This is a genomic window from Algoriphagus sp., from assembly GCF_024305035.1.
Taxonomy (GTDB): Bacteria; Bacteroidota; Bacteroidia; order Cytophagales; family Cyclobacteriaceae; genus Algoriphagus.
The window spans coordinates 1-23137 of sequence record NZ_JAMWZB010000004.1 but is presented as its reverse complement, the minus strand read 5'-3'; the positions used below and the strand labels follow the sequence as shown (position 1 = coordinate 23137).

Here is a 23137-nt window from a genome sequence, read left to right as displayed (position 1 = left end):
TTTAATTAGCTTGTGAAATAGATGTAAAGAGGCATAAAGGCAAACAATGCCGGAACTGCCACACAATAAATTTTTCCCACGGTCTGAATAGCCGGAGAGTATTTCTTATGGTTTAGACCCAAAGTCTGGAACGCACTGGCAAACCCATGAGAAAGGTGAAATGCCAAAAACCCCATCGCTACCACATAACCTATGACCAATAATTCGTTTTGGAAAGAAAAAGAAACGATGGAGAATAAATCTTTGTAGGTTTCCCCGTCATAGGTCACCGTTGGAATTTCCCCCCAGTGCATTTGGTACCAGAAATTCTGTAAATGAACGACTAGGAAGATTAAAATTAGGGTACCTAGAATCCCCATATTTCTTGACGAAAAGGAGGAATTGGTTGAAGCTCTAGACTCTGCATAACCGATTGGTCGGGCAGCCTTATTCTTTCGGCTCAGGAGGATGGAATAAATTACATGACCGATAACCGAAATATAGGTCAGGTAGGATAATAATTTTACTGCAGGATTCGTTGTCATAAATTCTGCATAGATGTTAAATGATTTGCCTTCATCTCCTTTCAGCAACAGTAAATTGCCGGAGACGTGTCCCATTAAAAACAGGATAAGGAAGAGACCTGTCAAGGCCATGATCAGCTTTCTTCCCAGTGTGCTACTTAAGGTTTTGGTAACCCAACTCATACGATTTTTTTAGGATTGGTTTAAAACGAATGTTTTCTGAAACTGTGGTCAAATTTACATTTGGTACAGCTAGCAAACAATCCATTCAGTCCGCTCACTCTTATTTTAAAAGGTTCTAAATAAATTGATTCTAATCTGTTGAATTCCTTCTCAAATTCGAATTTTTAACATCCTGTTTAATTTTATTGTTTGATTTTAGTTATATTTTCTACTTTCTTCCGTTTATTTCGTATAGATTAAAATCCGAAGATTAAATCTCAGGTCAATAACTTTTGGACTTGAGAAGTGTTTTGGGATAAATAAGAGATTAAAGGTGCACAACATGAAACTCAAACTTTCCACAGGACTTTTTACCATTTTCTTTCTTCTCGGAATATCATCCGCATGGGCGACCCATATTCGAGCAGGTGAAATTATCGCTGAGCGGATTTCTGTACAGACATTAACTTACCGGATCACGGTAGTGGGTTACACCGATACCCGCTCCAATGTAGTCTTCGGTCCGGGAACCATCAATTTTGGTGATGGGCGTGAGGAGCAATTGAATACCGAAAGCAGTTTTTCAACCGTAGAGAGCTTAGGAAATCAAATCGAAAAAAACACCTTTGTTATCGAACACACCTTTCAGGGTCCTGGAACATATACCATCCGATTTCAGGAGTTTAACAGGAATGATTTAACACTGAATATGGATAATTCAGTGGATACGCCATTTTATGTTGAGACTCAAATCACCATTGACCCATTTATCGGAGTCAACAATTCACCCATACTAACCATTCCTCCCGTAGATAATGGCGCAGTCAATGTCCGATACATACACAATCCCGGGGCTTACGATCCGGATGGGGATAGTTTGGCTTATGAGATGGACATCCCAAAACAATTTTTCCAGCGTCCGGTAAATAACTATAGAAGCCCCGCCAACGCAGAGTTCAGCTTTAATCAGGAGGATGGGACTTCTCCTGCATTTCTTGAACTAGACCCGATTTTTGGAGATTTAATTTGGGATGCACCCGGAACTGCGGGACAATTTAATGTCGCTTTTCGGATCAAAGAATATCGTAAACTAGATGGAGAATGGGTGCAGATCGGCTATGTGGTACGAGACATGCAGATCATTATTGAAAATTCGAATAATCGGAGGCCGGAGTTGATTCTCCCTCCAGACCTTTGTGTTGAGGCTGGCACCTTAATCGAAGAAATCATCCAGGGTCAAGACCCAGACGGCGACCCAATTAAAATTGAGGTCTTTGGCGAACCCCTCGAAATTACCACCTCCCCGGCTAGCTATGATCCCGAGTCCGAATTTCAGCCTACCCCAGGGATTGTAAACTTTGATTGGCAGACAGTTTGTAACCATGTCCGAGCCAGGGAGTATGACATCCGGGTTCGGATCACCGATCAACCCCGATCCGGGCCAGCATTGGTTGATATCCAAACCTGGCGAATCAAGGTGATCGGACCTCCTCCGGTCTGGAACGATCTTGAGCAGATGCCCGGACGCAGCGTTGAACTCAACTGGGACCCCTATTCTTGTGCGAGTTCGGCGGATGAAATGCAAATTTGGCGAAGAATTAATGCTGACCCATACCTACCTGACAGCTGTGAAACAGGCATCAGACCGGGTTATGAGTTGATTGGGACCACCGATATGGAAACCTTCAGCTTCGATGACCTCAACGGTGGACAGGGACTAGCTCCGGGAAACACCTATTGCTATCGATTAGTAGCCGCTTTCCCAGAACCTAGACTTGGCGAAAGTATTGTATCTGAAGAAATTTGTATCACCATTGATGTGGATGTTCCCATCATCACCAATGTCAGCGTAGAGCAGACCGCCGAAAATGATGGAGAGATTTTTGTCAAGTGGACCCCCCCATATGACATCGATCGAACCCAATTTCCCGGGCCATTTACCTATGAATTGGTCCGAAGCACCGGGTTTACCGGGGATGAAAATAGAACTTCTTTGACAGTCACTTCCGACACCTTATTTACCGACACGGGATTGAACACCGAAAATCTTGTGTATAATTATGAGGTAATTCTTTTGGATCAGGGAACTAAAATCGATACCTCTTCCGCTGCTTCTTCGGTTTGGCTAGAGCCAACCATTATCAATGAGGCAATAGAGCTAAGCTGGGAATTCAATGTTCCTTGGAATAATGCGGTTGGAGAATTTAGGCATGAAGTTTATCGAAACCGAACTGACGCAGCTGCTCAGGATGAGGATACCTTCGAGCTTATTGCCGAGGTAGATGTCACTCAGGATGGCTTCCAGTTTTTAGATGACGGCAGCTTCAATGGACAACCTTTGGAAAAAGAAATTGAATACTGCTATTATGTGATTACCAAAGGATCCTACAATGTTGACGGCTTGGTCTATCCCTTAGAAAACAAATCTCAAATCGTCTGTGCTAAACCCGATGATAATCGCTTGCCTTGTCCCCCTGTGTTGACTTTTGAGGGGCCAGCGTGTAGTGAATATGTAGCCGAGCTTCCTTGTAATTCAAGCACATATTTCCATGATTTGAGCTGGGAACCCGATTTTTCCGGAGAATGTGACGATGAATTAGCAGGTTATCGCCTCTATTTTACCGATGAAGGAGAAGATAGCCAATTTGAATTCATTGAGGAATTATCTGCCTTGGAGTTGTCCACCAGAGTTTCAGAATTGACAACTTATCGTGGATGCTACTACATCACCGCTGTCGATCGATCCGGAAATGAAAGCGAACCCAGCAATATCGTCTGCGTGGAAAATTGTCCGAATTATGAATTACCCAATACCTTTACTCCAAACGGAGACGGCCTAAATGACACCTTTATTGCCTTTGACAATCCATTCTCCCAATGTCCTAGATTTGTGACAGGTGTAGAAATCATAATTGTAAACCGATGGGGCGCTGAAGTATTTAGCTACAATAGCCTGGAATCAAATGAAAACGATATTTTCATTCGATGGGATGGTAGAGACCAGAGCGGCAGTGACTTACCTGCTGGAACCTATTTCTATTCGGGCACCGTATTCTTCGATGTGCTTGACCCAAATGAACAAAGCCAGGATTTGAAAGGAACAATCCAAATCCTTCGATGAGTCCAGAAAAGTCCATCATTTTCTTTGATGGGGTGTGTAATCTTTGCAATGCTTCCATAGATTTTATCATGAAAAGGGATCATAAGGAGCGGTTTCTGGTAGGGGCTTTGCAAGATGACTTTAGCAAAAAAGTGCTCCGGCACTACCAGGTTAAAGAAGACTATTTGGATTCTTTGGTGCTTTTGGAAAACGATAAGGTTTATTACAAAAGCACAGCCGCATTACGAATAGCCAAAGCGCTTTCGGGACTTTGGCCTGTTTTATATCCTTTGATTTTATTGCCTTCTTGGCTCAGAGACCCCATTTACGATTGGATCGGAAGAAATCGCTATCGCTGGTTTGGCAAAAAGAACACTTGCCGTCTACCGTGTCCTGAAGAACAAGCTAAATTCTTGAATAAGGAAACTTTTTCACTCAAAACAGTTGAATGATTATCCAATAAATGGGCATACCTAAGGTTATATTAAATGGAAAAGTAATTGCCAGGGCCATGGGAATATAAAGCCCTTCATCAGCAGTGGGGTTTGCCAATTTCATAGCTGCAGGTACGGCAATGTAAGAAGCACTCGCGGCAAGTATCGAAAATATAAACCGATCTCCGGGTTCAGTTGCTATCCAATAACTCAATAGGGCTACCACAGATCCATTGAAAAGCGGAACCAAAATCGCAAATAGCGTGGAGAAGTATCCATTTTTGAAAAAAGTCTTCAATTTTCGACCACTATTTATTCCCATATCCAACAGAAATACAGCCAAAAATCCTTTAAATATATCGGTCACAAAGGGCTTGATTCCTTCTGCTTGTTTTTCATCTGCAATCAGACCTATGACCAAACTCCCCAAAATCAACAATACTGATCCATTGGTAAATGCATGAATGATCGTTTTTTTCATTCCACTGGACTGCTTCTCTTCGGAAAATTTGCGCAATAAAATCACGCCGGAAATAATCGCAGGCGCCTCCATAAGCGCCATCACCGCAACCATATGCCCGCCAAAACTTATTCCTTGGTTTTCTAGGAACGAAACAGCCGCCACAAAAGTCACCGCAGAAATTGACCCATAAGATGCCGAAATTGCTGAAGCATTGGCGGTCCCCAATTTTCCTTTTAGGATAAAAAAGGTATAAAATGGCACCACTGCGGACAACACCAACCCAAAGAGCAATGCCCAGACAATGGACATTTCAAATTCACTGTGAGACAATTCTTGCCCTCCTTTAAATCCAATAGAAAGCATCAGATAAAGAGCTATAAATTTGGCCGAAGTGCCCGGAATCTCTAAATCACTCTTGAACCTAACTGCCAAAATCCCCAACACAAAGAATAATAAGCTTGGGTTGGTGAGGTTATTTATTAGAATCTGAAAATCCATGACGCAAATATTCGCGATAAAAATCTCAAAAAAAACAAAAACATAATTTTTTATTATCGTATATGGTATAATAATTAGATTTCCTTATGAATATTTCCTTTACACAGCTTCGCGCCCTGCAGGCTATTGAAAAATACCAAAGTATCACCAAGGCTGCCAAAATGCTTAATATGACCCAGCCAGCTGTTTCGATGCAATTAAAAAACCTCCAGGAACAATTTGATGTACCGCTCACAGAAATCATCGGAAAACAAATCCACATCACCGAATTTGGCCAGGAAATCGTGGGAATGGCAGATCGGATTTTTTCAGAAATGGATCAAATCGAGCAACGAATGCTGGAGCTAAAAGGCCTTTTGGCAGGCAAGATCAGGATTTCGGCCGTTTCCACAGGAAAATACATTATCCCTTATTTAGTCGCCGATTTTTTGAAAATCCATCCCCACGTTGAAGTCAGTCTTGAAGTATCAAACCGGTATAAAGTATTGTCTCATGTGGAGGAAAATAGCACAGATTTGGCCTTGGTTTCAATCAGTCCTGACGATTTGGATTTGGAAAATATTATTTTGGCAGAAAACCACTGGCACTTGGCCAGCAGCCCTGAACATGCAGCCCGTTATCAAAAACTGATCGAAGAGGGAAATTGGCAAAAAATCCCATTTATCTTAAGAGAACAGGGCTCCGGTACACGGGTAATGATGGAGAAATTTTTCCGGGAGCGGGATATTCACATTCAAAGTAAAATGGAGCTTGCGACTAACGAAGCGGTCAAACAGGCCATCATGGCAGGTCTAGGCATATCACTTTTGTCCAATTTCTCCATGAGCAAAGAAGTCAAGGATGGCCGGATCAAACTCTTACCGCTTGATGGTCTTCCTTTGGCTGCCAAGTGGAAACTCATTTGGCTAAAGCAAAAAAAACATCCACCTGCTGTATTAGCATTCATTAGATGGATTTCCGAATATAAAGAGAAGGTTTTCAATGACCATTTCGAACAGCTCTAGCAACTTTCCTGAAAACCCATCCCTAAAAAAAAGACTTATATTTGCCCCAAAACCAATCAAAATTTCATGAAGGCAGTTGTTTTTCCGGGCCAAGGTGCCCAATTCCCGGGAATGGGAAAGTCATTGTACGAGTCAAATTCTGAAGCCAAAGAACTCTTTGAAAAAGCAAATCAAATCCTGGGTTTTCGGATTACAGACATCATGTTTGAGGGAACAGACCAAGCACTTAAGCAGACCAACGTTACTCAGCCGGCTATTTTTTTGCACTCGGTAATTTTGGCCAAAACGACACCTGGCTTTAAACCAGATATGGTGGCAGGACATTCTTTGGGTGAGTTTTCTGCTTTGGTTGCCAATGGAGCATTGGCTTTCGAAGACGGACTCCGATTGGTTTATCAGCGTGCTATGGCAATGCAGGAAGCTTGTGAGATCAATCCCTCCACGATGGCGGCTATTTTGGGTTTAGCTGATGAAAAAGTAGAGGAAATCTGTGCCGAAATTGAGAATGAAATCGTCGTGCCGGCCAATTACAACTGTCCGGGCCAATTGGTCATTTCAGGTAGCAATAAAGGAATCGAAATCGCTTGCGAAAAAATGAAAGCAGCAGGAGCAAAACGTGCATTACCCCTCCCTGTTGGTGGAGCGTTTCATTCGCCTCTGATGGAACCAGCTCGTGAAAAACTCCAGACAGCTATCGAAAACACCACCTTCAATGAACCCAGTTGTCCAGTTTATCAAAATGTCAGCACTACGGCGGTAATAGATATTGCAGAAATCAAGGCAAACCTAATTGCACAATTAACCGCTCCGGTAAAATGGACTCAATCTATTCAACAGATGGTAAAAGATGGGGCACTCGAATTCATTGAGTGTGGCCCGGGTAAAGTCCTGCAAGGATTGATTAAAAAAATTCATACCGAAGCTCAAGTTTCGGGTTTGTGACATTTCCTGAAGGCTGTCAAAAAAGGACAGCCTTTTTTCTTACAAATGGTCAAAAATCTCAACCCTAGATTGATCCTCACAACATTCCAACAAGTTACGTTGACTTTTTTTGCTAATCGGATGAACAAATTCAGGCATGATTTCTACCAAAGGCACCAAAACAAAGCGCCTTTGATCCAGTAATGGGTGCGGAACTTTCAATTCTGGCAGCTGGATAATCTCCTCTCCCCAATACAAAATATCGATATCCATTGTCCGGTTTCCCCAGATCACTTCCCTTCTTCGCCCAAGAGTGAGTTCAACGGATTGGATTTGTGCCAAAAAAGCCATCGGTGTAGCCTCGGTGTGAACCACCATTGCCTGATTTAAAAAATCCTGATCTGCAACACCACCCCATGATTCGGATTGATATATGGAGGATTTTTTTAGGATAGTAGCGAATTCGGAAAGCAGGATAGTAGCCCGCTCAATTAACTGCATGCGATCCCCTTTATTTCCGCCTAAAATCAGGGTGACTTCATTTACCATCATGTAAGAAAAACATTTTTTTATTCATTGCCTGAAATAGTCTATTTTTACAGTCAAATTTATCTAATTATGAAGTTCTTAGGAAATGTTTTGGCTGTAATCGTAGGCCTATTTGTATTCAGTATTTTGAGTTTTTTACTCTTTTTCGGCTTGATTGGTATCATAGCTGCATCCTCGGACGAGGAAGTGACACTCGAAAAAAACACTGTACTCCATCTCAATCTAAACGGACGTACCCTTGTGGAGCGAACTGCAGAGGATGATTTTGAGCTTGGGGGATTTGCCAATCCATTTGGGCAAGATTTTTCGGCTGGACTCCTCAATCTCAAAAAAGCGATTCGAGAAGCTAAATCCAATGAAAACATCAAGGGAATCTACCTAAACACCGGAATGATTTTAGCAGGACAGGCCAATCTACTCGAATTGAGAGAGGTGCTGGAAGATTTTAAATCCTCCGGAAAATTCATCGTGGCCTATGATGAAATTTACTCTGAAGGAGGCTACTATTTAGCTTCCGTAGCAGACGAAATTTACCTCAATCCAATTGGCGGAATCGACTTCAATGGACTTTCCTCTGAAGGGGTTTTCCTCAAGGGCTTTTTCGAAAAAGTAGGCATCAAACCGGAAGTATTTCGAGTTGGCGAATTTAAAAGTGCGGTGGAACCTTTTATTTTGGACAAAATGAGTCCAGAAAACAGACTCCAAACTCAATATTTCCTCGATGACATCAATGAGCAAATGATTACTGCGGTGAGCGATTCCAGAGGAATTTCTTTTGACAGCACATTGACCATTAACAATCAAATGTTGGTCAGAAAACCCGAAGACGCGGTGAATTTTCACTTAGTTGATGCCCTAACTTATGAGGATGAGGTACATGCCAAACTTCGAGAAAAACTGGGCTTGGGGGAGGATGAAGAAATCCCGACTATCAATGCCACCCAATTGGGTTCCCTTGCAAAATCAAAAAATCTCAGCTCCAAAAATAGAATTGCAGTAATTATTGCCGAAGGAGAAATTGTCGGTGGAAGTGCTGAAGGAGTAATCAGTTCAGAAAAATTTGCCCAAGAAATTAGAGAGGCAAGAAAAAATGAGAATATCAAAGCCATAGTCCTCCGGGTAAATTCTCCAGGTGGTTCCATTTTAGCCTCTGAGGTAATCTGGCGAGAAATGAAAGAAGCGAAAGCGGCAAAACCGGTAGTGGTTTCCATGGGCGAAGTAGCGGCTTCAGGAGGATACTACATTTCTGCTCCAGCAGATGTCATCGTGGCTCAGCCTAATACAATAACCGGTTCGATTGGTATTTTCGGGCTTTGGTTTAATGTTCAAGAGTTGATCAACGATAAATTAGGGGTAACCACTGATGTTGTGGCTACTGGTGAACTTTCAGATTTTATGAACCCTTCTCGACCGCTGACCGAAGTGGAAAGATCCATTATCCAGCGACAAATTGAAGATGGATATGATACCTTTATTAGTCGGGTAGCCGAAGGAAGAGGAATGGAACCAGAGGCAGTGAAAGAAGTGGCTTCAGGCAGAGTCTGGACTGGAAATCAAGCCATAGAACGAGGCTTGGTAGATGAATTGGGGGGATTGGATAAAGCAATTGAAATAGCTGTTGAAAAAATTGAGGCCGGAGATGATTACCGAATTATTTATTATCCCGAGCAAAAACCATGGTTCGAAACGCTAATGAGTGATTTTGGAAATAACGTAAAACTCAAACTCTTGAGAAACCAACTCGGAGAGGAATACAAACTCTTAGAAAAAATCGAACAATTGAAAAATCTTCAAGGTGTTCAAGCCCGAATGCCTCAGGAGTTTAAAATTAGATAAATTAAATTAATAAAGGCCTCAGCTAAAACCTGAGGCCTCTTTTTATATAACAAAGCGTAAAATAAACAGGTCTTTTTTCTGTGGGATGTAAGCGACTAACCTTGAGAGAGGATATACTGGCCAATAGGATCTGGTGAAGTTCACTCTTCTTGAAGTAAAATTAGCCAAGCCTTTTCAACATTGCCGGCGTCTAGTTCATCCTTAGCCCAAAAATGAAGGTGATCTGACCAGCTGAGGGGATCATGTTGAAATCGAATTCGCATCTCTTCTAGTTCTGGATTTTTACTAAAATTTTTCACCGCTTCCTCGTCTGGCAAACTTTCCACATTGCCCAAACGACCTAAGTTATTTCCAGTTAAAATCAAACTATTTCTGATTTTATCCGGAATCTGATCCACCCCAATCCCCATTGTCCGAAGAGGTTTTGGTATTTCAAAAAGTGATTTCCCGATGGTTCGAGAATACCAGTTGCCTCCCAATCGAGCGACTAAATCAATTTTATTCGGATCAATTACTCCATCTTGATCAAAAATTTCTTCGTCCACATGGACACATTTGACTTCACAAATCACTAGATTCCCAGCCCCTCCACTTTCTCCCAAAGGCTTCACTTCATTCACCTGACATTCAAAAGCAACTTTAGCTTCTCTTATTCGCGGAGGTTTAACCACGTTCGATTCCACTGCGGTAAATCCGGCTTTTTCAAATTCATTGACTCCTTTAGGATATTCAGTACTGGCTAGAGACATTTGCTCAACCATTCCAAAATGGACCGTATGAATGACGACTTCAGGAATTTCCAAAACATTTTCCAAGGTATGCTTAGTCGTATTATCGCGTACTCTTCGCGAGGGTGAAAAAATCAAAATAGGCGGATTGGTACCAAAAAGATTGAAAAAACTAAATGGGCTCAAATTTACATTTCCTTCCCTATCGATGGTGCTGGCAAAAGCTATCGGTCTGGGTGCCACACTTCCCTGAAGTAAGGCGTGAAATTGGGGTATGGGTAAGTCTTTGGGGAAAATGGTTTTCATTCTATGATGTTAATGTGAAATCTTCGGTTTTTATCCAAAAGAAGAAGGAAACCGGTTTCTTTTAAGCAAATTATAACGCAATTTTAATTTATTAACAAAATCAGACCAATTAGTTCTCCGATGAACCTTCTAAAAAATCTAAAATTTACTTCGATAGTCTTTAGCATAATCCTGTCTTTCGAAACCTCTTATGCACAGCAAAGTCATCGAATCGCCACATTTAATATCCGATTTGATAATCCCGGTGATGAAGGGAACCTTTGGAAAGATCGGGCACCGCATGTCTCTTCATTAATCCAGTTTCATCAAGTCGGGCTATTGGGTACGCAAGAGGGGCTTCAACATCAAATTCAAGAGTTAAGCACCGCATTAGATTTTGAATACCTCGGTGTCGGCCGGGATAACGGCGCCGAAAAAGGGGAATTTACAGCCATTATTTTTGACCCGAAAAAATACAATTTGCTCGATCAGGGGACATTTTGGCTTTCTCCAACACCAGAAAAACCCAGTAAAGGCTGGGATGCTGCATTGAATAGAATCTGCTCTTGGGGAAAATTCAAAAGTCAGGAAGACCAAACATTCTATGTTTTTAATAGTCACTATGACCACATAGGCCAGCAAGCTAGGGAAGAAAGTAGTAAGCTGATCATCAAAAAAATTGAGGAAATTAACACTGAAGAATTACCCGTAATTTTACTGGGAGATTTCAATGTCACCCCAGATAACCCTGCTTACACTATCATAACCGACTCTGAAGACTGGCAAGATGCCCGATTAATCTCCGAAATTCCTGCCTATGGCCCCGGAGGAACCTTTACAGGTTTTGATTGGGAGAAAATGCCACGGGGTATCATTGACCACATTTTTATCAAGGGCGATATTCAGGTAATCAGACATGGCATCTTAACTGATAATTACGGAAAAAAATACCCTTCCGATCATTTCCCCGTCTTGGTAGAAATTGAGTTTTAACCCCGATTTGCTATTACGGTCCGTGACAGAATCCGAACCTCAATAAGTCAAGCAATGACAGAATGCTACCTAAGCCCCTACAGTGATTGAGTTAAATGCGACAGTTCAATTGATTCTCAAGCACCTTGGGATCATGACAGGAAGCCTGGTCCATATTTCGAGCTTGAAAAGGAATCTTTTGAAAATGAGTTGGGGTTCATTTGAAAATCAACCCGAGGGTAACATTTTAGCCTTAAGAACTAAACCAAAGCCGGAATTTCATCATTTGATGCGCTAGAAAATAGCTATGCCTTTTTCTTTATATAAAATAAATTAGGGCAAAACCGCTAGCAGACGAACCAACAATTTTCCTATTGAACGGAAAGACAGTTATTTTCTATTCTCCCAGGTTTCAATTCATCAAATCCTCAATCTCATCTGCTTCGATAGGGATATTCCGCATCAGATCAAAATAGCCGTTAGATTGGATGACAATGTTATTTTCCAAGCGAACTCCAAGCCCTTCTTCTTGAATATAAATCCCCGGCTCAACGGTAAAGACCATGCCCGGTGTGATCGGCCCATACATCGTTCCCACATCATGTACATCCAATCCTAGGTGATGAGAAGTCCCATGCATAAAGTACTTTTTATAGGCAGGCCACTCAGGGTCTTGATTCTTGATATCTGTTCGATCGATCAATCCTAAGCCTACTAATTCAGCCTGCATAATGAGCCCAACTTCCCGGTGATAATCCTGAATATTCGTACCTGGCAAAAGGATTTTCATGGCCTCTCGTTGTACACGGAGGACAGCATTGTACACGGCCTTTTGCCGATCGGTAAATTTGCCATTGACCGGAATGGTTCGTGTCATATCCGCATTGTAATTGCCATATTCCGCTCCCACATCCATCAAAAGCAGTTCTCCGTCTTGACACGCTTTTTTGTTCTCGATGTAGTGAAGCACACAGGCAGCAGAACCCGAAGCAATAATGGGTTCATAAGCAAAGCCTTTACTTCGGTTTCTAACGAATTCATGTAGGTATTCAGCTTCTATTTCATATTCAGTGACACCAGGTTTGACAAATTTCAAAATTCGACGAAATCCCTTTTCAGTGATATCACATGCAATCTGCAATTGATCAATTTCTTCCTGCTCTTTGACTCCTCGAAGCTCATGCATAATCGGAGCTACCCGATCGTATTGATGAAGGGGATAGCGCTCCCGGCAGCTTTGGATAAATCGTGCATCCCGGGTCTGGACAACAACTCCCGCACGAAGATGCTCATTGGTATTCAAGTACACCCGTTGGGACAAAGCCATTACGGTATTAAAAATTTGATCAAAAGCATCCAACCACTGAATATTATCAATTCCAGAAGTCAATTTTGCCTCTTCCTTGGTGTATTTATGTCCTTCCCAAATCGCAATATGCTCATTGGTTTCTCGCAAGAAAAGCACCTCACGGAATTTTGGATTGGGACAATCCGGGGCCAACAGCAAAATAGTTTCCTCTTGATCAATCCCACAGAGATAAAACAAGTCATTATTTTGTCGAAATTTCATCGTACCATCTGCATTGGTCGGCAAAATATCATTGGAATTAAAAATGGCAACTGAATTTTTCCCAAGCTTTTCGGCAAGCTTTTGACGGTTTTTTTGATAAAGTGAGGCCGAGAGCGGTTGATATTTCATGAAAATAATATTAACGAGAAGTTGATTTTCCTAAACTAGCGTAATTGAACTCGAAAATAAAAAGAAAAGGAGCAGTGCCGGGCATATTTTGGGAATTTATTCTTTTCACTCCACATAAATTTCAAGCAGCATGTCTTACTTTTTAATCTTAAACTAATTCACCGCAGAAGGTGTTAGATGGCTTAACTATTCAAATTTCCGATTAGATTTAAAGAAATTTAAAGGGCCGTTTTTCTCCAAAAAAGACCCATTTTTGAATTAAACTGCAGATATGATTCAAATTAAAGAGCTGGCAAACGGTATCCGCATCGTACACCAAGAAGTCACCCACACCCGATTGGTGCATTGTGGATTTGTCCTCAACATTGGAAGTAGAGATGAATCCAAAGAGCAGGAAGGTTTAGCACATTTCTGGGAACACATGGCATTCAAAGGCACCAAGCGAAGGAAAACCTTCCACATTATCAACCGTCTCGAATCGCTTGGTGGGGAACTCAACGCTTACACAACCAAGGAGAAAATCTGCTTTTACGCATCGGTATTGAAGGAGCATTACACCAAAGCCGCGGACTTGCTTTTTGACATCACTTTTAACTCCACGTTTCCACTCAAGGAAATTGAAAAAGAGCGCCAGGTAATTCTTGAGGAAATGGCCATGTACCGAGACTCTCCTGACGATTCAATTCAGGATGAATTGGATGAGTTGGTGTTTGAAAACCATGCTTTAGGCAGGAATATCTTGGGAAATGAAGAAACAGTGCGAGGCTTTTCACAGCAGGATTTCTTCGATTTTATTTCCAGTAGACTCGATACCAACCAAGTGGTATTTTCCATCATTGGAAACATTTCCTTTGCCAAAGCTTTACGGGCAATCGAAGGTTCTCTCAGTCAAATCCCATCCAAAAGAACCTTGTACACCAGAAGTGAATTCAAACATTTTAAACCTACCTCAAAAATCATCCATCGGGAAATCTCCCAAGCTCTTTCTGCCATGGGAAGGCCAGCCTATTCCCAATTTCATTCCAAGCGCTACAAGTTATTCTTACTCAATAATATTCTTGGTGGACCATCGATGAATAGTCGATTGAATCTCGCACTTCGCGAAAAATATGGCTACGTTTACAGCATTGAATCCACCTATCAACCATTTTCTGACACTGGTTTTTTTGGGATATTTTTTGGTACAGAGGAAAAAACCCTAGCAAAGTCCAAACAAATCGTCCAACGAGAGCTCCAAAAACTGCGGTTCAAAAAACTTGGAACCATGCAGCTTCATATGGCCAAAGAGCAAGCGATCGGACAAATGGCGATGGCCGAGGAAAACTACGCAGCCTTGATGTTGGTATTCGGAAAAAGTCTCATTGATCATGGGAAAATCGATCCTTTGGAGCGTATTTTTGAGCAAATCAGAAAAACTACAGCCGAAGAACTCCTCGAGATTTCCAATGAAATCTTTGACCCCGAACAGTTAAGCTACCTAACCTACTTACCTAACTAATTATGGAATTCATCGATACGAACCTCCTTGCCTATTGTGAAGCGCATACAAGTGAAGAGGACGGTTTATTGAAAAAAATTGTGCGAGAAACTCAGGCAAAAGTTCTCATGCCCAGAATGCTTTCTGGGCATCTTCAAGGAAAATTTCTAGAGTTTTTGGTCAACATGTACCGTCCCAAAACCATATTGGAAATTGGCACCTATACCGGTTATTCTGCAGTCTGCATGGCTCGGGGATTAGCCGAAAATGGAAGATTAATCACCCTGGATAAAAATGACGAACTGGAAAAAATGGTTCGTGGATTTTTCATGGAAAGCGGATTAGCCAAAAAAATCGAGTACCGCCTGGGAAATGCACTCGACCTTATCCCTGAACTTGAGGGTGAATTTGATTTTGTGTTTATCGACGCGGACAAAAAAAACAATGCCGCCTATTATGATCTGATTATTGAACGAATGCCTTCTGGCGGGATAATTTTGGCGGATAATGTCCTTTGGTCGGGTAAAGTAATCATCCAAGATGGTCAAAAAATAGACAAGGATACCGCAGCAATTTTGGAATTCAATCGCAAAGTTGCCCAAGACCCTCGAGTCGAAACCTGCCTGCTTCCCCTTCGCGATGGGTTGATGATGATTAGAAAACGCTGATTTTTAAAATTTAGGAATCATTTTTGCGTGATTCAAGCAAAAGTTTGTAGCCAAAAAATATGAAACACACAAGTATCCTAATTTTTACATTTTTTACTTTTATTTCAATCCCTGCCTTTGCCCAAGGCCCTATCCCTCAGGTGCCTGCAGAATTGGAATTTGCGGATATGATTATCCGGATCAACCCACAGGCTAGGCGCGAAATCCAACTGGATGTCGACGCCCTTTATCGAAACCCTGCCTACTTCAAAGTAAAACTAGATCGTGTCAATCTTTACATGCCCTATGTGGAGCGCGAACTTCGGGCTGTCGGCGTCCCGGAAGATTTGAAATATTTGGTGATTCAAGAAAGCGGATTGATTTCAGATGCCGTTTCAACCTCCAATGCAGTTGGATTTTGGCAATTTAAGCAAGGAACGGCAGAGGAAGTTTTTTTAAGAGTGGATGGACAAATCGATGAGCGAAAAAACATTGCCACTTCCAGTCGAGGTGCCGGACTTTATTTAAAAAAACACAACAACTCCTTTGACAATTGGGTATGTGCCCTGATTTCGTATCAAATGGGTTTGGGAGGAGCAAAATCCTATTTTGGAAATCGATATAATGGTCAACGCGTCATGGATATTGACCGAAATAGTCATTGGTATTTCAAGAAGTTTTTGGCTCATAAAATAGCTTTTGAAAATCAGATCGGGGTCTTGACTTCGTCGAGTCAGCGATTGGTCGAAACAAGAGTCCAAGGACCAACCACCCTGTCAGCTTTGGCAAAAAAATATGCGGTAAGCGAAGATCATCTCAAAGAAATGAATAAGTGGACGTCAAATGGACGAATCCCGGCAGGAACTTTTTCGCTATTTTATGTAGAAGAAGTAAGTCCGGATTACCAGCCTGCTGTGATCAAAACTGAAGCTAAAGCTCAACCCAAACCTAGCCCAAAAGCAGCATCAACCACGACAAAATCAACTTCTGCTTTTCCAAAAATTGCAGGTAACACAGGCAAAGCTACTCAACCCAATCAGATCACCATCAACAACCTGGATGGGGTTCAAGCCGCTAAAACAACAACTATAGAGCAATTTGCTGATCAAGTTGGGATAAAAGAGCGGAAACTTCGACGTCTCAACGATCTCGATTCCGATGAGCGGATCAAAGCCGGCAACTATTACTACACCCAGAAAAAGAAACCTCGGGCAGTGGTAGAAACTCATGTTGTACAGCCCGGAGAGACACTTTGGAGTATTTCCCAAAAATACGGCATCAAACTTTCTTCTTTAAAAGCAAAAAATAGAATCCGAAAGGATCGGGACCTGAAAGCCGGAATGGTTTTAAACCTTCAAGAGCATCGAAAAAGAGGAGAAGAGATTAAGTTTGTCCCGGTCAATTCAGGGAGCAGATTAACCCAAAACACAGCCGCAACACCGGCTTCTTCTCAGGTTTCAAAACCTACCCAATCTGTAGAACAAAGCGCTTCAAGTAAACCTACAAATCAACTCATTCACACCGTTTCTCCCAGAGAAACTCTTTATTCGATCAGCCGAAAATATGGGGTCAGTGTTGATCAAATCAAAAACTGGAACCAAATCGGGAGCCAAAACATCATCAGTGTTGGTCAGAAATTAACTATCTTCAGGCCCTGATTTCATACCCAATTTCTATGCGTTATTTTCTGATATTGGTAGGGCTGATGTACTTTTGCCTATCCTATGAGTCCAGGGCTCAGGACAGACAAATCATTCCAGATACCGTTTTGATTGGGGGGGATACACTTTTAATGTTGGGCGATTCTTTATTAATCGATGAGCCGGTCAAGGAAATTTTTTGGAAAACAGGAGGCAATTATAACCTAAATATCCAGCAGGTGACCTTGACTAATTGGGCTGCAGGGGGAGCGAGTTCTTTTGCTCTTAATACCGGCGTTTCGCTTTTTGCCAACTATAAAAAAGACAAAAAAGTATGGGATACCCAACTGAACATCAATTTGGGATTTAACAGACAATCCGAGCGTGATTTTCGAACGCGAAAAACCAATGACAATTTCAATTTTTCCAGCAACTATGGACGAGAGCTTTCTGAATTCTTTTACCTTTCCACCCAAATAGATGCCCGTACACAGCTTTTGGAAGGATACAAATATTCCCGTCCATCAGGTAGTGAAAACGATGTCCGACAAAAAATTTCAGACCTCCTTTCTCCCGGTTACATCCAATCTTCCACAGGTCTAAACTATCGGAAGACCTATGAAAACAAGGGGAAAATCTCGATGATCTTATCCCCCTTTACAGGTCGATTCACTATAGTGATGAATGACTCACTAAGCAATGTGGGAGCATTTGGAGTAACACCTGGAGAAAATGTCCGAGCCGAAGCAGGGATGTCATTTGCCACATCAGTTTCAGACATTCAACTCATGGACAATATCTCTTGGAAGGCTGATTTGAACCTATTTTCCAATTACGAGCGCTTTGGAAACCTAGTGGTCAATTTCAATTCAGTCATTCAAATGAAGGTAAACCAATACATTTCTACCCGAATTGAAACGAGTATCATCTATGACGAGGAGGTGTTAATCCGTCAGGATGATGGAAGTTCAAAACAGGCGGTTCAATTGCAAAACCTAATTAACTTCGGGATATCACTGGATTTTTAATAGTCTGCTTCCAAACCAAAACGCTTGGAAAGCTCCTTGAATGCCGGATGTTTTTCGGTTAAAAAACGAAACTTATCCGAATCGGTATATAATTTAGCGGAGTGAGATTCAATTTCCTCTTTGGTATCCAAGCGAATGGAGACTTTCCCTACTGAGGCTTTGGATCGAATGAGTTGAATTAATTCAGGGGTCATTTTCAGGGCAATCTCTTCTTGCACATGCCCCATAATCTCCAGAATCACCTCTTCTCCTTCTACGCGAACCGCCTGGTTTAATACAGCCAATTCAAGATTCTTCCCCGCTTCTTTAAAATAATTCTTCACCTCGGGAAGGATCTGATCAAGCAATTCTTGAGTCAGAGAATTTAATTCCTCTGTGGCAGAGACAAATTCAACAGGCTGTATTTCTTCCTTTTTTTCTTCCTGAGGCTTTTGAGTCTGATTCTTAAGGATTTTTTTGGTAGCCGAAAGACTCGAGGGAATCGAAATGGTCTTTTGTACAGGTGTTATTTTTGTACCTATATTCGCTACCGAGGGTACCACACTGGCTCCGACCGCGTTTTTAGAGGAATCGGTTAACTTTTTTTTTTAGCTTCTTCTGCAGCTAAAGCTGCCAAACTTAATGCTTCTGGAAGTTTTGCCATTTTCATCAAAGCTAACTCGACGTGAAGCCGCTGATTTTTGCTGGCTTTGAAATGGATGTCACATTGATTGGCTATGTGTAATGCAGATAGCAAAAAGGATTGATTTGTCCGTTGAGTTTGCTTCAAATACCGCTCTTTCACGGAATCAGAAACCTCAATCAAACCAAGGGTAGCTTGATCTTGTGAAACCAAAAGATCCCGAAAATGATCGCTTAAACCGACGATAAAATTATGTCCGTCAAATCCCTTTTTCAAGATCTCATCATAAATCAACAAAGCTTGAGAAATGTCCCCATCCAATAAAGCATCGACTACTTTGAAATAATAATCGTAGTCCAAAATATGAAGATTGGAGATCGTCTCTTGATAGGTGACTTTCTTTCCAGCCGAATACGTAACTATTAAATCAAAAATCGAAAGCGCATCCCGTAGCGCACCATCAGCCTTGGCCGCAATTAACCGGAGGGCTTCTTCTTCATATTCTACCGTTTCCTTGTCTGCGATGTATTTTAAATGTTCAGCGATGTGTTTGATTTGAATACGGTTGAAATCAAAGATCTGGCATCGTGAAAGGATGGTTGGAATGATTTTATGTTTCTCAGTGGTTGCGAGGATAAAAATGGCATACTTGGGAGGTTCTTCCAGCGTTTTCAGAAAAGCATTAAATGCTGCATTCGACAGCATGTGAACCTCATCAATTATATAAACTTTGTACTGGCCTTTCTGCGGAGCATAACGGACTTGATCCACGAGATTTCTAATGTCGTCTACAGAGTTATTAGAGGCGGCATCAAGTTCGTAAATATTAAAAGAGGAATTGTTTTTAAAGGAAATACAGGACTCACACTGATTACAGGCTTCCTGATCTTCAGCCCGATTTTCACAATTGATGGTCTTGGCTAAAATCCTCGCACAAGTGGTTTTTCCCACACCCCGGGGCCCACAAAAAAGGAATGCCTGAGCTAAATGATTGTTTTTGATCGCATTCTGAAGTGTAGTCGTGATATGCTCTTGGCCTACCACACTTTTAAAATCTGCCGGTCTGTATTTTCTTGCCGAAACAACGAAATTTTCCATCGCTGCAAGATATAAAAATCTCCTCATTCGTGAATTAGAAGATCGAAAAATTAGGAATTCTGACTCCAGTAAAACTGAAAAATGAAAAATAAGGAATTTCAAAATTGGGAACCAAAATTGACTTACTTTTGTCTTCTGAAGTGAAGATGGGGCTGACCGGTTTTGACAGTAAGTGTAAAGATCGGGCTCGCATGCAGGCTGGAGTATGTACGGCCTTGAAAGATTCATACGAACCATAAATGGCGAAACTTCTTACGCCATGGCTGCCTAATCTAACCTTAACAGGATAGAATGCTTAAAGGGTTGAGTTACAAACCGTAATTCCCCGGCCACATCTCACCGCCTGTGGTCTGATCCGGGCGGATCCGAGGTGTCGATCAGGTCAGACTGCGGCTTGTGATGCGATTAAGCAAGCTTAAGTCCCAATCGCTAAGCTAGACTCAGGTGTGTCTCCCAGCATAGTCTAGTCGAAAAACCAACAGGTGACTAAGCATGTAGACGGTACGGTGTTTCCTTATCTGGACGCGAGTTCGAATCTCGCCAGCTCCACAACTTCGACAAATTTAGCCCTGTAAGATTCTGTTTTACAGGGCTTTGTGTTTTAATGAGATTTTTTCAGTGGCAATGCAGTGGCTAAACCTAGTGAAACATTGATTTAAGTTATAAATATGAATGAAATTAATCCATTAGATCAAACTTTCATCACTAAAGCTGAAATATCCTCCATCAGCTCCTAAAATAAGGTGGTCTAATAGCTCAACATCCAAATTTTGACAGGCTGCTTTAACTCTTCTGGTAAGGGATTTATCCTGTTCGGATGGTTCTAAACTTCCAGAGGGATGATTATGAGCCAATATAATCCCTGATGCCATAGATTTCAGGGCCACAGCTAGAATTAGTTTGGTGTCACATACAACACTGGCCAACCCTCCCGTAAAGGCTTTGTAATAGCCTAAAACACGATTTGCCCTGTTAAGGTAAATGATTACAAATTCTTCCCTGAGGCAGATGGTATCAGGATTAAATACTCTTTCCAATAGAAGGAATGCATCTCTGGAGCTGGTGATTTTATAGTTTTCAGTGAAATCCCGATTGGGTTTATAGCTCAGCTGAATTTCGTTTACGGTATTAGTCATTATAAATATGATTGAAATTGAAAAAGCCCACCAAAATCTGGCGGGCTGTAATTGATTAATTCAAATACCAGAAATTATCTGGACCTCTGTCCAAGGCTTCTTGGATCTGCGTGGTGAAATCAAAGCTATTCACCTCCCTTTCGAGGAATTTGTCAATGTAGGAGCTTTTTACAGCCCCTGTGAGCAAGTTGTAAAATCTCCACAAGTCAATACTACCATTGCGCTGACGCTTGAAATTGGGGTCAGAATAATAGTACTCTGCAATCCTGGAGATTTGAGTATCATTAATCAATAGCTCTGGAATTTCCTTCTTTTCATCCTTAGGCAGATATTGGTACAACCTACCTTTCCCGAGAATTTGAGCAAACTGATTTTCCGACAACTCATACTCCTGAAACTGATTCATTTTTTTCAAATGAGCAGAATCATCATAGGAAGATATAAGAACTAATACCTTGCGGTATAAATCTTCTAATGAATTTGCTGTTAAGTCCAGTTTTGCCCCATCAGTAGAAATACAGAGATTGGTACACACTGTATTTTTAAATCCAATAAAAACCTTGAAGTGCTCCAAACCACCTTTTGAGGTATTCAGATTATCTAAATTATAGGCTTTCACACCACCTACTGTCAATTCCACAGGATTTCCACCTATATCTGAGGTAATTCCTGAAATTTCCAGCATAAAGGCCATTCGTTCAAAATAAATGGTCTTTTCATGCGCCAGAAGTTCATTAGCCTTTTTATTTCTGGCTTCGTAGACTCTTCCCTTGATAGGGTGCGAAACTCTCACTCTGGCATCAGGCGTAAAGGGTATATTGAAATGGGATCTAGCAGCTTCAGCCACTACCTCCACAAAATCTACCTGTGAAATGGCTGGCTCATTATCCTTCAAAAAAACAGGGATAATGTGCTTATCCCTGATTTCATTTAGATTAATTTCCAGTGTATTTGCCTCTAAAAACTTAGAGTTGAGGTTTTTCTTTTTGGGTACCTCATAAACCCCGTTAGGATTCAATATTAAGTTTTCCATTTGATGTAAATTTTTGGTTAAATTCAATTTTTTCGCGTTGGTTGATAAAGTCATCCTTGTGGGATTCCTGGAATTCTGATGAAGTTTTATATAAATCAATCAATTCTTCCAGCGTACGACAGGCATGAATCCTGCTTTCTATTTCAACAGGTTTGGTAGAAAGTAAATCAGATAAACTATCTACTTGATTATCAGACTTCTTCATAGCACACCAATTCTTTATAGCTATTCCAGTGTCCACCGTAATTTGAAAGTCTGGCTTATCTACAAATAGGTTAGTCCTATCTTTAGAGGCTTTAGCCAAATGCCTGGAATCTACATCAAACACCAAAGTCAGCTCGTAGTCCATACCATCCCGGGTTACCCCTTTAAGACCCACCTTCTCAGGAATCATCTTTCCATTCTTTTCTGACATTACATAGTCTTGCTTACTCCGTATGGTAGCAATCACATGGGCATTGGCTTGAAGGATAGCATTCACAAAGGCATTGTGGCGAGGCGTAACTTTAGCCCAGTTTTGGAAAGAATTACCCTGCATATTGGAATGATAGTCCACCAAATACTCCCATTCGTGGGATATGCTATCCATAATAATAGCTTCCATGCCCTGCTGAACTGCCAAAGCTATAGCCTCCACATACTTTTCTGGAGAAAATGGAGCTGAGATGGGAATTACGTTATACTCACCAAGATGTGCGTAAAGATCTGCTGAGTTATTCTCAGAGTCTATCACTACAATCTTAGACCAATCGCCTACCAATCCGTAGGCCAACAACAGGGAGGAATAGGACTTTCCGGAGCCACTTGAGCCCTGAAGCCCAATCTTGATTTGTATCCCCCCGAGCAACCCCATATTTTTTGAATTATTTTGCCCCGCTAGGTTTGCACCAAAAACAAACCTATGAAAAGAGCGAGTCAACAAGAAATGGAGGCGATGATAGCTTCCTTCAAATCCAGTGGTCTAACCCAACGTGAATTCTGTCTGCGGGAGAATATCAAACTTCCCACTTTCTCCTACTGGTACAGGAAAGTAGGTGCAGGAGCCACACCCGCATCATCCGGTTTTACTGAAGTAACCCCTTCTTTGCCTTCCAGTGGCCTTGAAGTAGTCTATCCCAATGGCGTGAGGGTACGGGGGATCCAGGACCTTCCACTGCTTCAGCTGCTGGTCAAACTGTAAGATGTTTGCCTTAGGATCTTCGCACCGGTTCTTTCTTTACGGCGGGGCAGTGGACATGCGCAAAGGTTTTGACGGGTTGAGCGGTCTGGTCCGCAATAGCCTGGAGCGGGATCCGCTGTCCG

At 41.7% G+C, this 23137-nt stretch carries 22 protein-coding genes and 1 other RNA gene; 13 read left to right on the top strand and 10 right to left on the bottom strand.

All coding sequences use genetic code 11. From position 1 onward, the window contains the following. Nucleotides 1-5: 5 nt before the first annotated feature. Nucleotides 6-686 carry a succinate dehydrogenase cytochrome b subunit gene (locus Q0L00_RS02905; protein WP_297335366.1) on the bottom strand — a complete coding sequence of 227 codons (681 nt, stop codon included), beginning with the start codon at nt 684-686 and terminating at the stop codon, nt 6-8. A 322-nt stretch (nt 687-1008) separates the two neighbouring features. On the opposite strand from Q0L00_RS02905, the gene Q0L00_RS02900 reads away from it, so the two are divergent. Next, nucleotides 1009-3786: a gliding motility-associated C-terminal domain-containing protein gene (locus Q0L00_RS02900; RefSeq protein WP_297335365.1), complete on the top strand. Its 2778-nt coding sequence runs from the start codon at nt 1009-1011 to the stop codon at nt 3784-3786. After that, nucleotides 3783-4217: a DUF393 domain-containing protein gene (locus Q0L00_RS02895; RefSeq protein ID WP_297335364.1), complete on the top strand. Its 435-nt coding sequence runs from the start codon at nt 3783-3785 to the stop codon at nt 4215-4217. Before Q0L00_RS02900 ends, Q0L00_RS02895 begins: the two co-directional genes overlap by 4 nt. Here the strand turns inward: Q0L00_RS02895 and Q0L00_RS02890 are convergent. After that, a complete protein-coding gene (locus tag Q0L00_RS02890; protein WP_297335363.1) occupies nt 4201-5160 on the bottom strand; it encodes a sodium-dependent bicarbonate transport family permease in 960 nt (319 codons plus the stop codon). The genes Q0L00_RS02895 and Q0L00_RS02890 overlap by 17 nt on opposite strands. Before the next feature lie 86 nt (nt 5161-5246). On the opposite strand from Q0L00_RS02890, the gene Q0L00_RS02885 reads away from it, so the two are divergent. Then, nucleotides 5247-6164: a LysR family transcriptional regulator gene (locus Q0L00_RS02885; RefSeq protein ID WP_297335362.1), complete on the top strand. Its 918-nt coding sequence runs from the start codon at nt 5247-5249 to the stop codon at nt 6162-6164. A gap of 66 nt (nt 6165-6230) precedes the next feature. Further along, nucleotides 6231-7106 (top strand): ACP S-malonyltransferase, encoded by an 876-nt coding sequence (gene fabD / locus Q0L00_RS02880; protein ID WP_297335361.1) that lies wholly within the window; start codon nt 6231-6233, stop codon nt 7104-7106. A 39-nt stretch (nt 7107-7145) separates the two neighbouring features. Here fabD and folK read toward each other — a convergent pair whose 3' ends face one another. After that, complete coding sequence (folK, locus tag Q0L00_RS02875; protein WP_297335360.1) at nt 7146-7637, bottom strand: 2-amino-4-hydroxy-6-hydroxymethyldihydropteridine diphosphokinase; 492 nt, start codon at nt 7635-7637, stop codon at nt 7146-7148. A gap of 66 nt (nt 7638-7703) precedes the next feature. Between folK and sppA the strand changes: the two genes are divergently transcribed. Next, nucleotides 7704-9470, top strand: coding sequence for a signal peptide peptidase SppA (gene sppA, locus Q0L00_RS02870; RefSeq protein ID WP_297335359.1), 1767 nt, complete (start codon nt 7704-7706; stop codon nt 9468-9470). A 140-nt stretch (nt 9471-9610) separates the two neighbouring features. Here sppA and Q0L00_RS02865 read toward each other — a convergent pair whose 3' ends face one another. Beyond that, the gene (locus tag Q0L00_RS02865) at nt 9611-10504 is read right to left on the bottom strand and encodes a flavin reductase family protein (RefSeq protein ID WP_297335358.1); all 894 of its coding nucleotides are present in this window, start codon (nt 10502-10504) and stop codon (nt 9611-9613) included. A gap of 120 nt (nt 10505-10624) precedes the next feature. Between Q0L00_RS02865 and Q0L00_RS02860 the strand changes: the two genes are divergently transcribed. Next, on the top strand, nt 10625-11476 hold the full coding sequence (locus Q0L00_RS02860; RefSeq protein WP_297335357.1) for an endonuclease/exonuclease/phosphatase family protein: 852 nt from the start codon (nt 10625-10627) through the stop codon (nt 11474-11476). Nucleotides 11477-11867: 391 nt separating this feature from the next. Here the strand turns inward: Q0L00_RS02860 and Q0L00_RS02855 are convergent, their stop codons facing one another. Then, nucleotides 11868-13154, bottom strand: coding sequence for an aminopeptidase P family protein (locus Q0L00_RS02855; RefSeq protein WP_297335356.1), 1287 nt, complete (start codon nt 13152-13154; stop codon nt 11868-11870). Nucleotides 13155-13425: 271 nt separating this feature from the next. Between Q0L00_RS02855 and Q0L00_RS02850 the strand changes: the two genes are divergently transcribed. From Q0L00_RS02850 to Q0L00_RS02835, 4 genes are read left to right on the top strand one after another with little or no spacing between them, the layout of a single operon-like run. After that, nucleotides 13426-14652: a pitrilysin family protein gene (locus tag Q0L00_RS02850; protein WP_297335355.1), complete on the top strand. Its 1227-nt coding sequence runs from the start codon at nt 13426-13428 to the stop codon at nt 14650-14652. A 2-nt stretch (nt 14653-14654) separates the two neighbouring features. Next, nucleotides 14655-15299 carry a class I SAM-dependent methyltransferase gene (locus tag Q0L00_RS02845; protein WP_297335354.1) on the top strand — a complete coding sequence of 215 codons (645 nt, stop codon included), beginning with the start codon at nt 14655-14657 and terminating at the stop codon, nt 15297-15299. Nucleotides 15300-15358: 59 nt separating this feature from the next. After that, a complete protein-coding gene (locus Q0L00_RS02840; protein WP_297335353.1) occupies nt 15359-16936 on the top strand; it encodes a LysM peptidoglycan-binding domain-containing protein in 1578 nt (525 codons plus the stop codon). A gap of 17 nt (nt 16937-16953) precedes the next feature. Beyond that, entirely contained in the window at nt 16954-17946 is a 993-nt protein-coding gene (locus Q0L00_RS02835; RefSeq protein WP_297335352.1) for a DUF3078 domain-containing protein, read from the top strand. Here the strand turns inward: Q0L00_RS02835 and Q0L00_RS02830 are convergent. Continuing rightward, nucleotides 17943-18488, bottom strand: coding sequence for a hypothetical protein (locus Q0L00_RS02830; RefSeq protein ID WP_297335351.1), 546 nt, complete (start codon nt 18486-18488; stop codon nt 17943-17945). The genes Q0L00_RS02835 and Q0L00_RS02830 overlap by 4 nt on opposite strands. Before the next feature lie 32 nt (nt 18489-18520). Next, nucleotides 18521-19666, bottom strand: a complete 1146-nt coding sequence (locus Q0L00_RS02825) for a DNA polymerase III subunit gamma/tau (RefSeq protein ID WP_297335350.1) — start codon at nt 19664-19666, stop codon at nt 18521-18523. 148 nt (nt 19667-19814) lie between these two features. Here Q0L00_RS02825 and ssrA point away from each other — a divergent pair. Beyond that, nucleotides 19815-20218, top strand: a transfer-messenger RNA (tmRNA) gene (gene ssrA / locus Q0L00_RS02820). Nucleotides 20219-20352: 134 nt separating this feature from the next. Here the strand turns inward: ssrA and Q0L00_RS02815 are convergent. From Q0L00_RS02815 to Q0L00_RS02805, 3 genes are read right to left on the bottom strand one after another with little or no spacing between them, the layout of a single operon-like run. Continuing rightward, the gene (locus Q0L00_RS02815; protein WP_297335349.1) at nt 20353-20802 is read right to left on the bottom strand and encodes a JAB domain-containing protein; all 450 of its coding nucleotides are present in this window, start codon (nt 20800-20802) and stop codon (nt 20353-20355) included. Between the two features lie 55 nt (nt 20803-20857). Next, nucleotides 20858-21835 (bottom strand): DUF3871 family protein, encoded by a 978-nt coding sequence (locus Q0L00_RS02810; RefSeq protein ID WP_297335348.1) that lies wholly within the window; start codon nt 21833-21835, stop codon nt 20858-20860. Continuing rightward, nucleotides 21810-22688: an AAA family ATPase gene (locus tag Q0L00_RS02805; protein WP_297335347.1), complete on the bottom strand. Its 879-nt coding sequence runs from the start codon at nt 22686-22688 to the stop codon at nt 21810-21812. Before Q0L00_RS02805 ends, Q0L00_RS02810 begins: the two co-directional genes overlap by 26 nt. 48 nt (nt 22689-22736) lie before the next feature. On the opposite strand from Q0L00_RS02805, the gene Q0L00_RS02800 reads away from it, so the two are divergent. Further along, nucleotides 22737-23015, top strand: a complete 279-nt coding sequence (locus Q0L00_RS02800; RefSeq protein ID WP_297335346.1) for an IS66 family insertion sequence element accessory protein TnpB — start codon at nt 22737-22739, stop codon at nt 23013-23015. 1 nt (nt 23016) lies between these two features. Continuing rightward, nucleotides 23017-23137: IS66 family insertion sequence element accessory protein TnpB (gene tnpB / locus Q0L00_RS19655; protein ID WP_363318502.1), on the top strand; the 121-nt coding region annotated here is incomplete at its 3' end.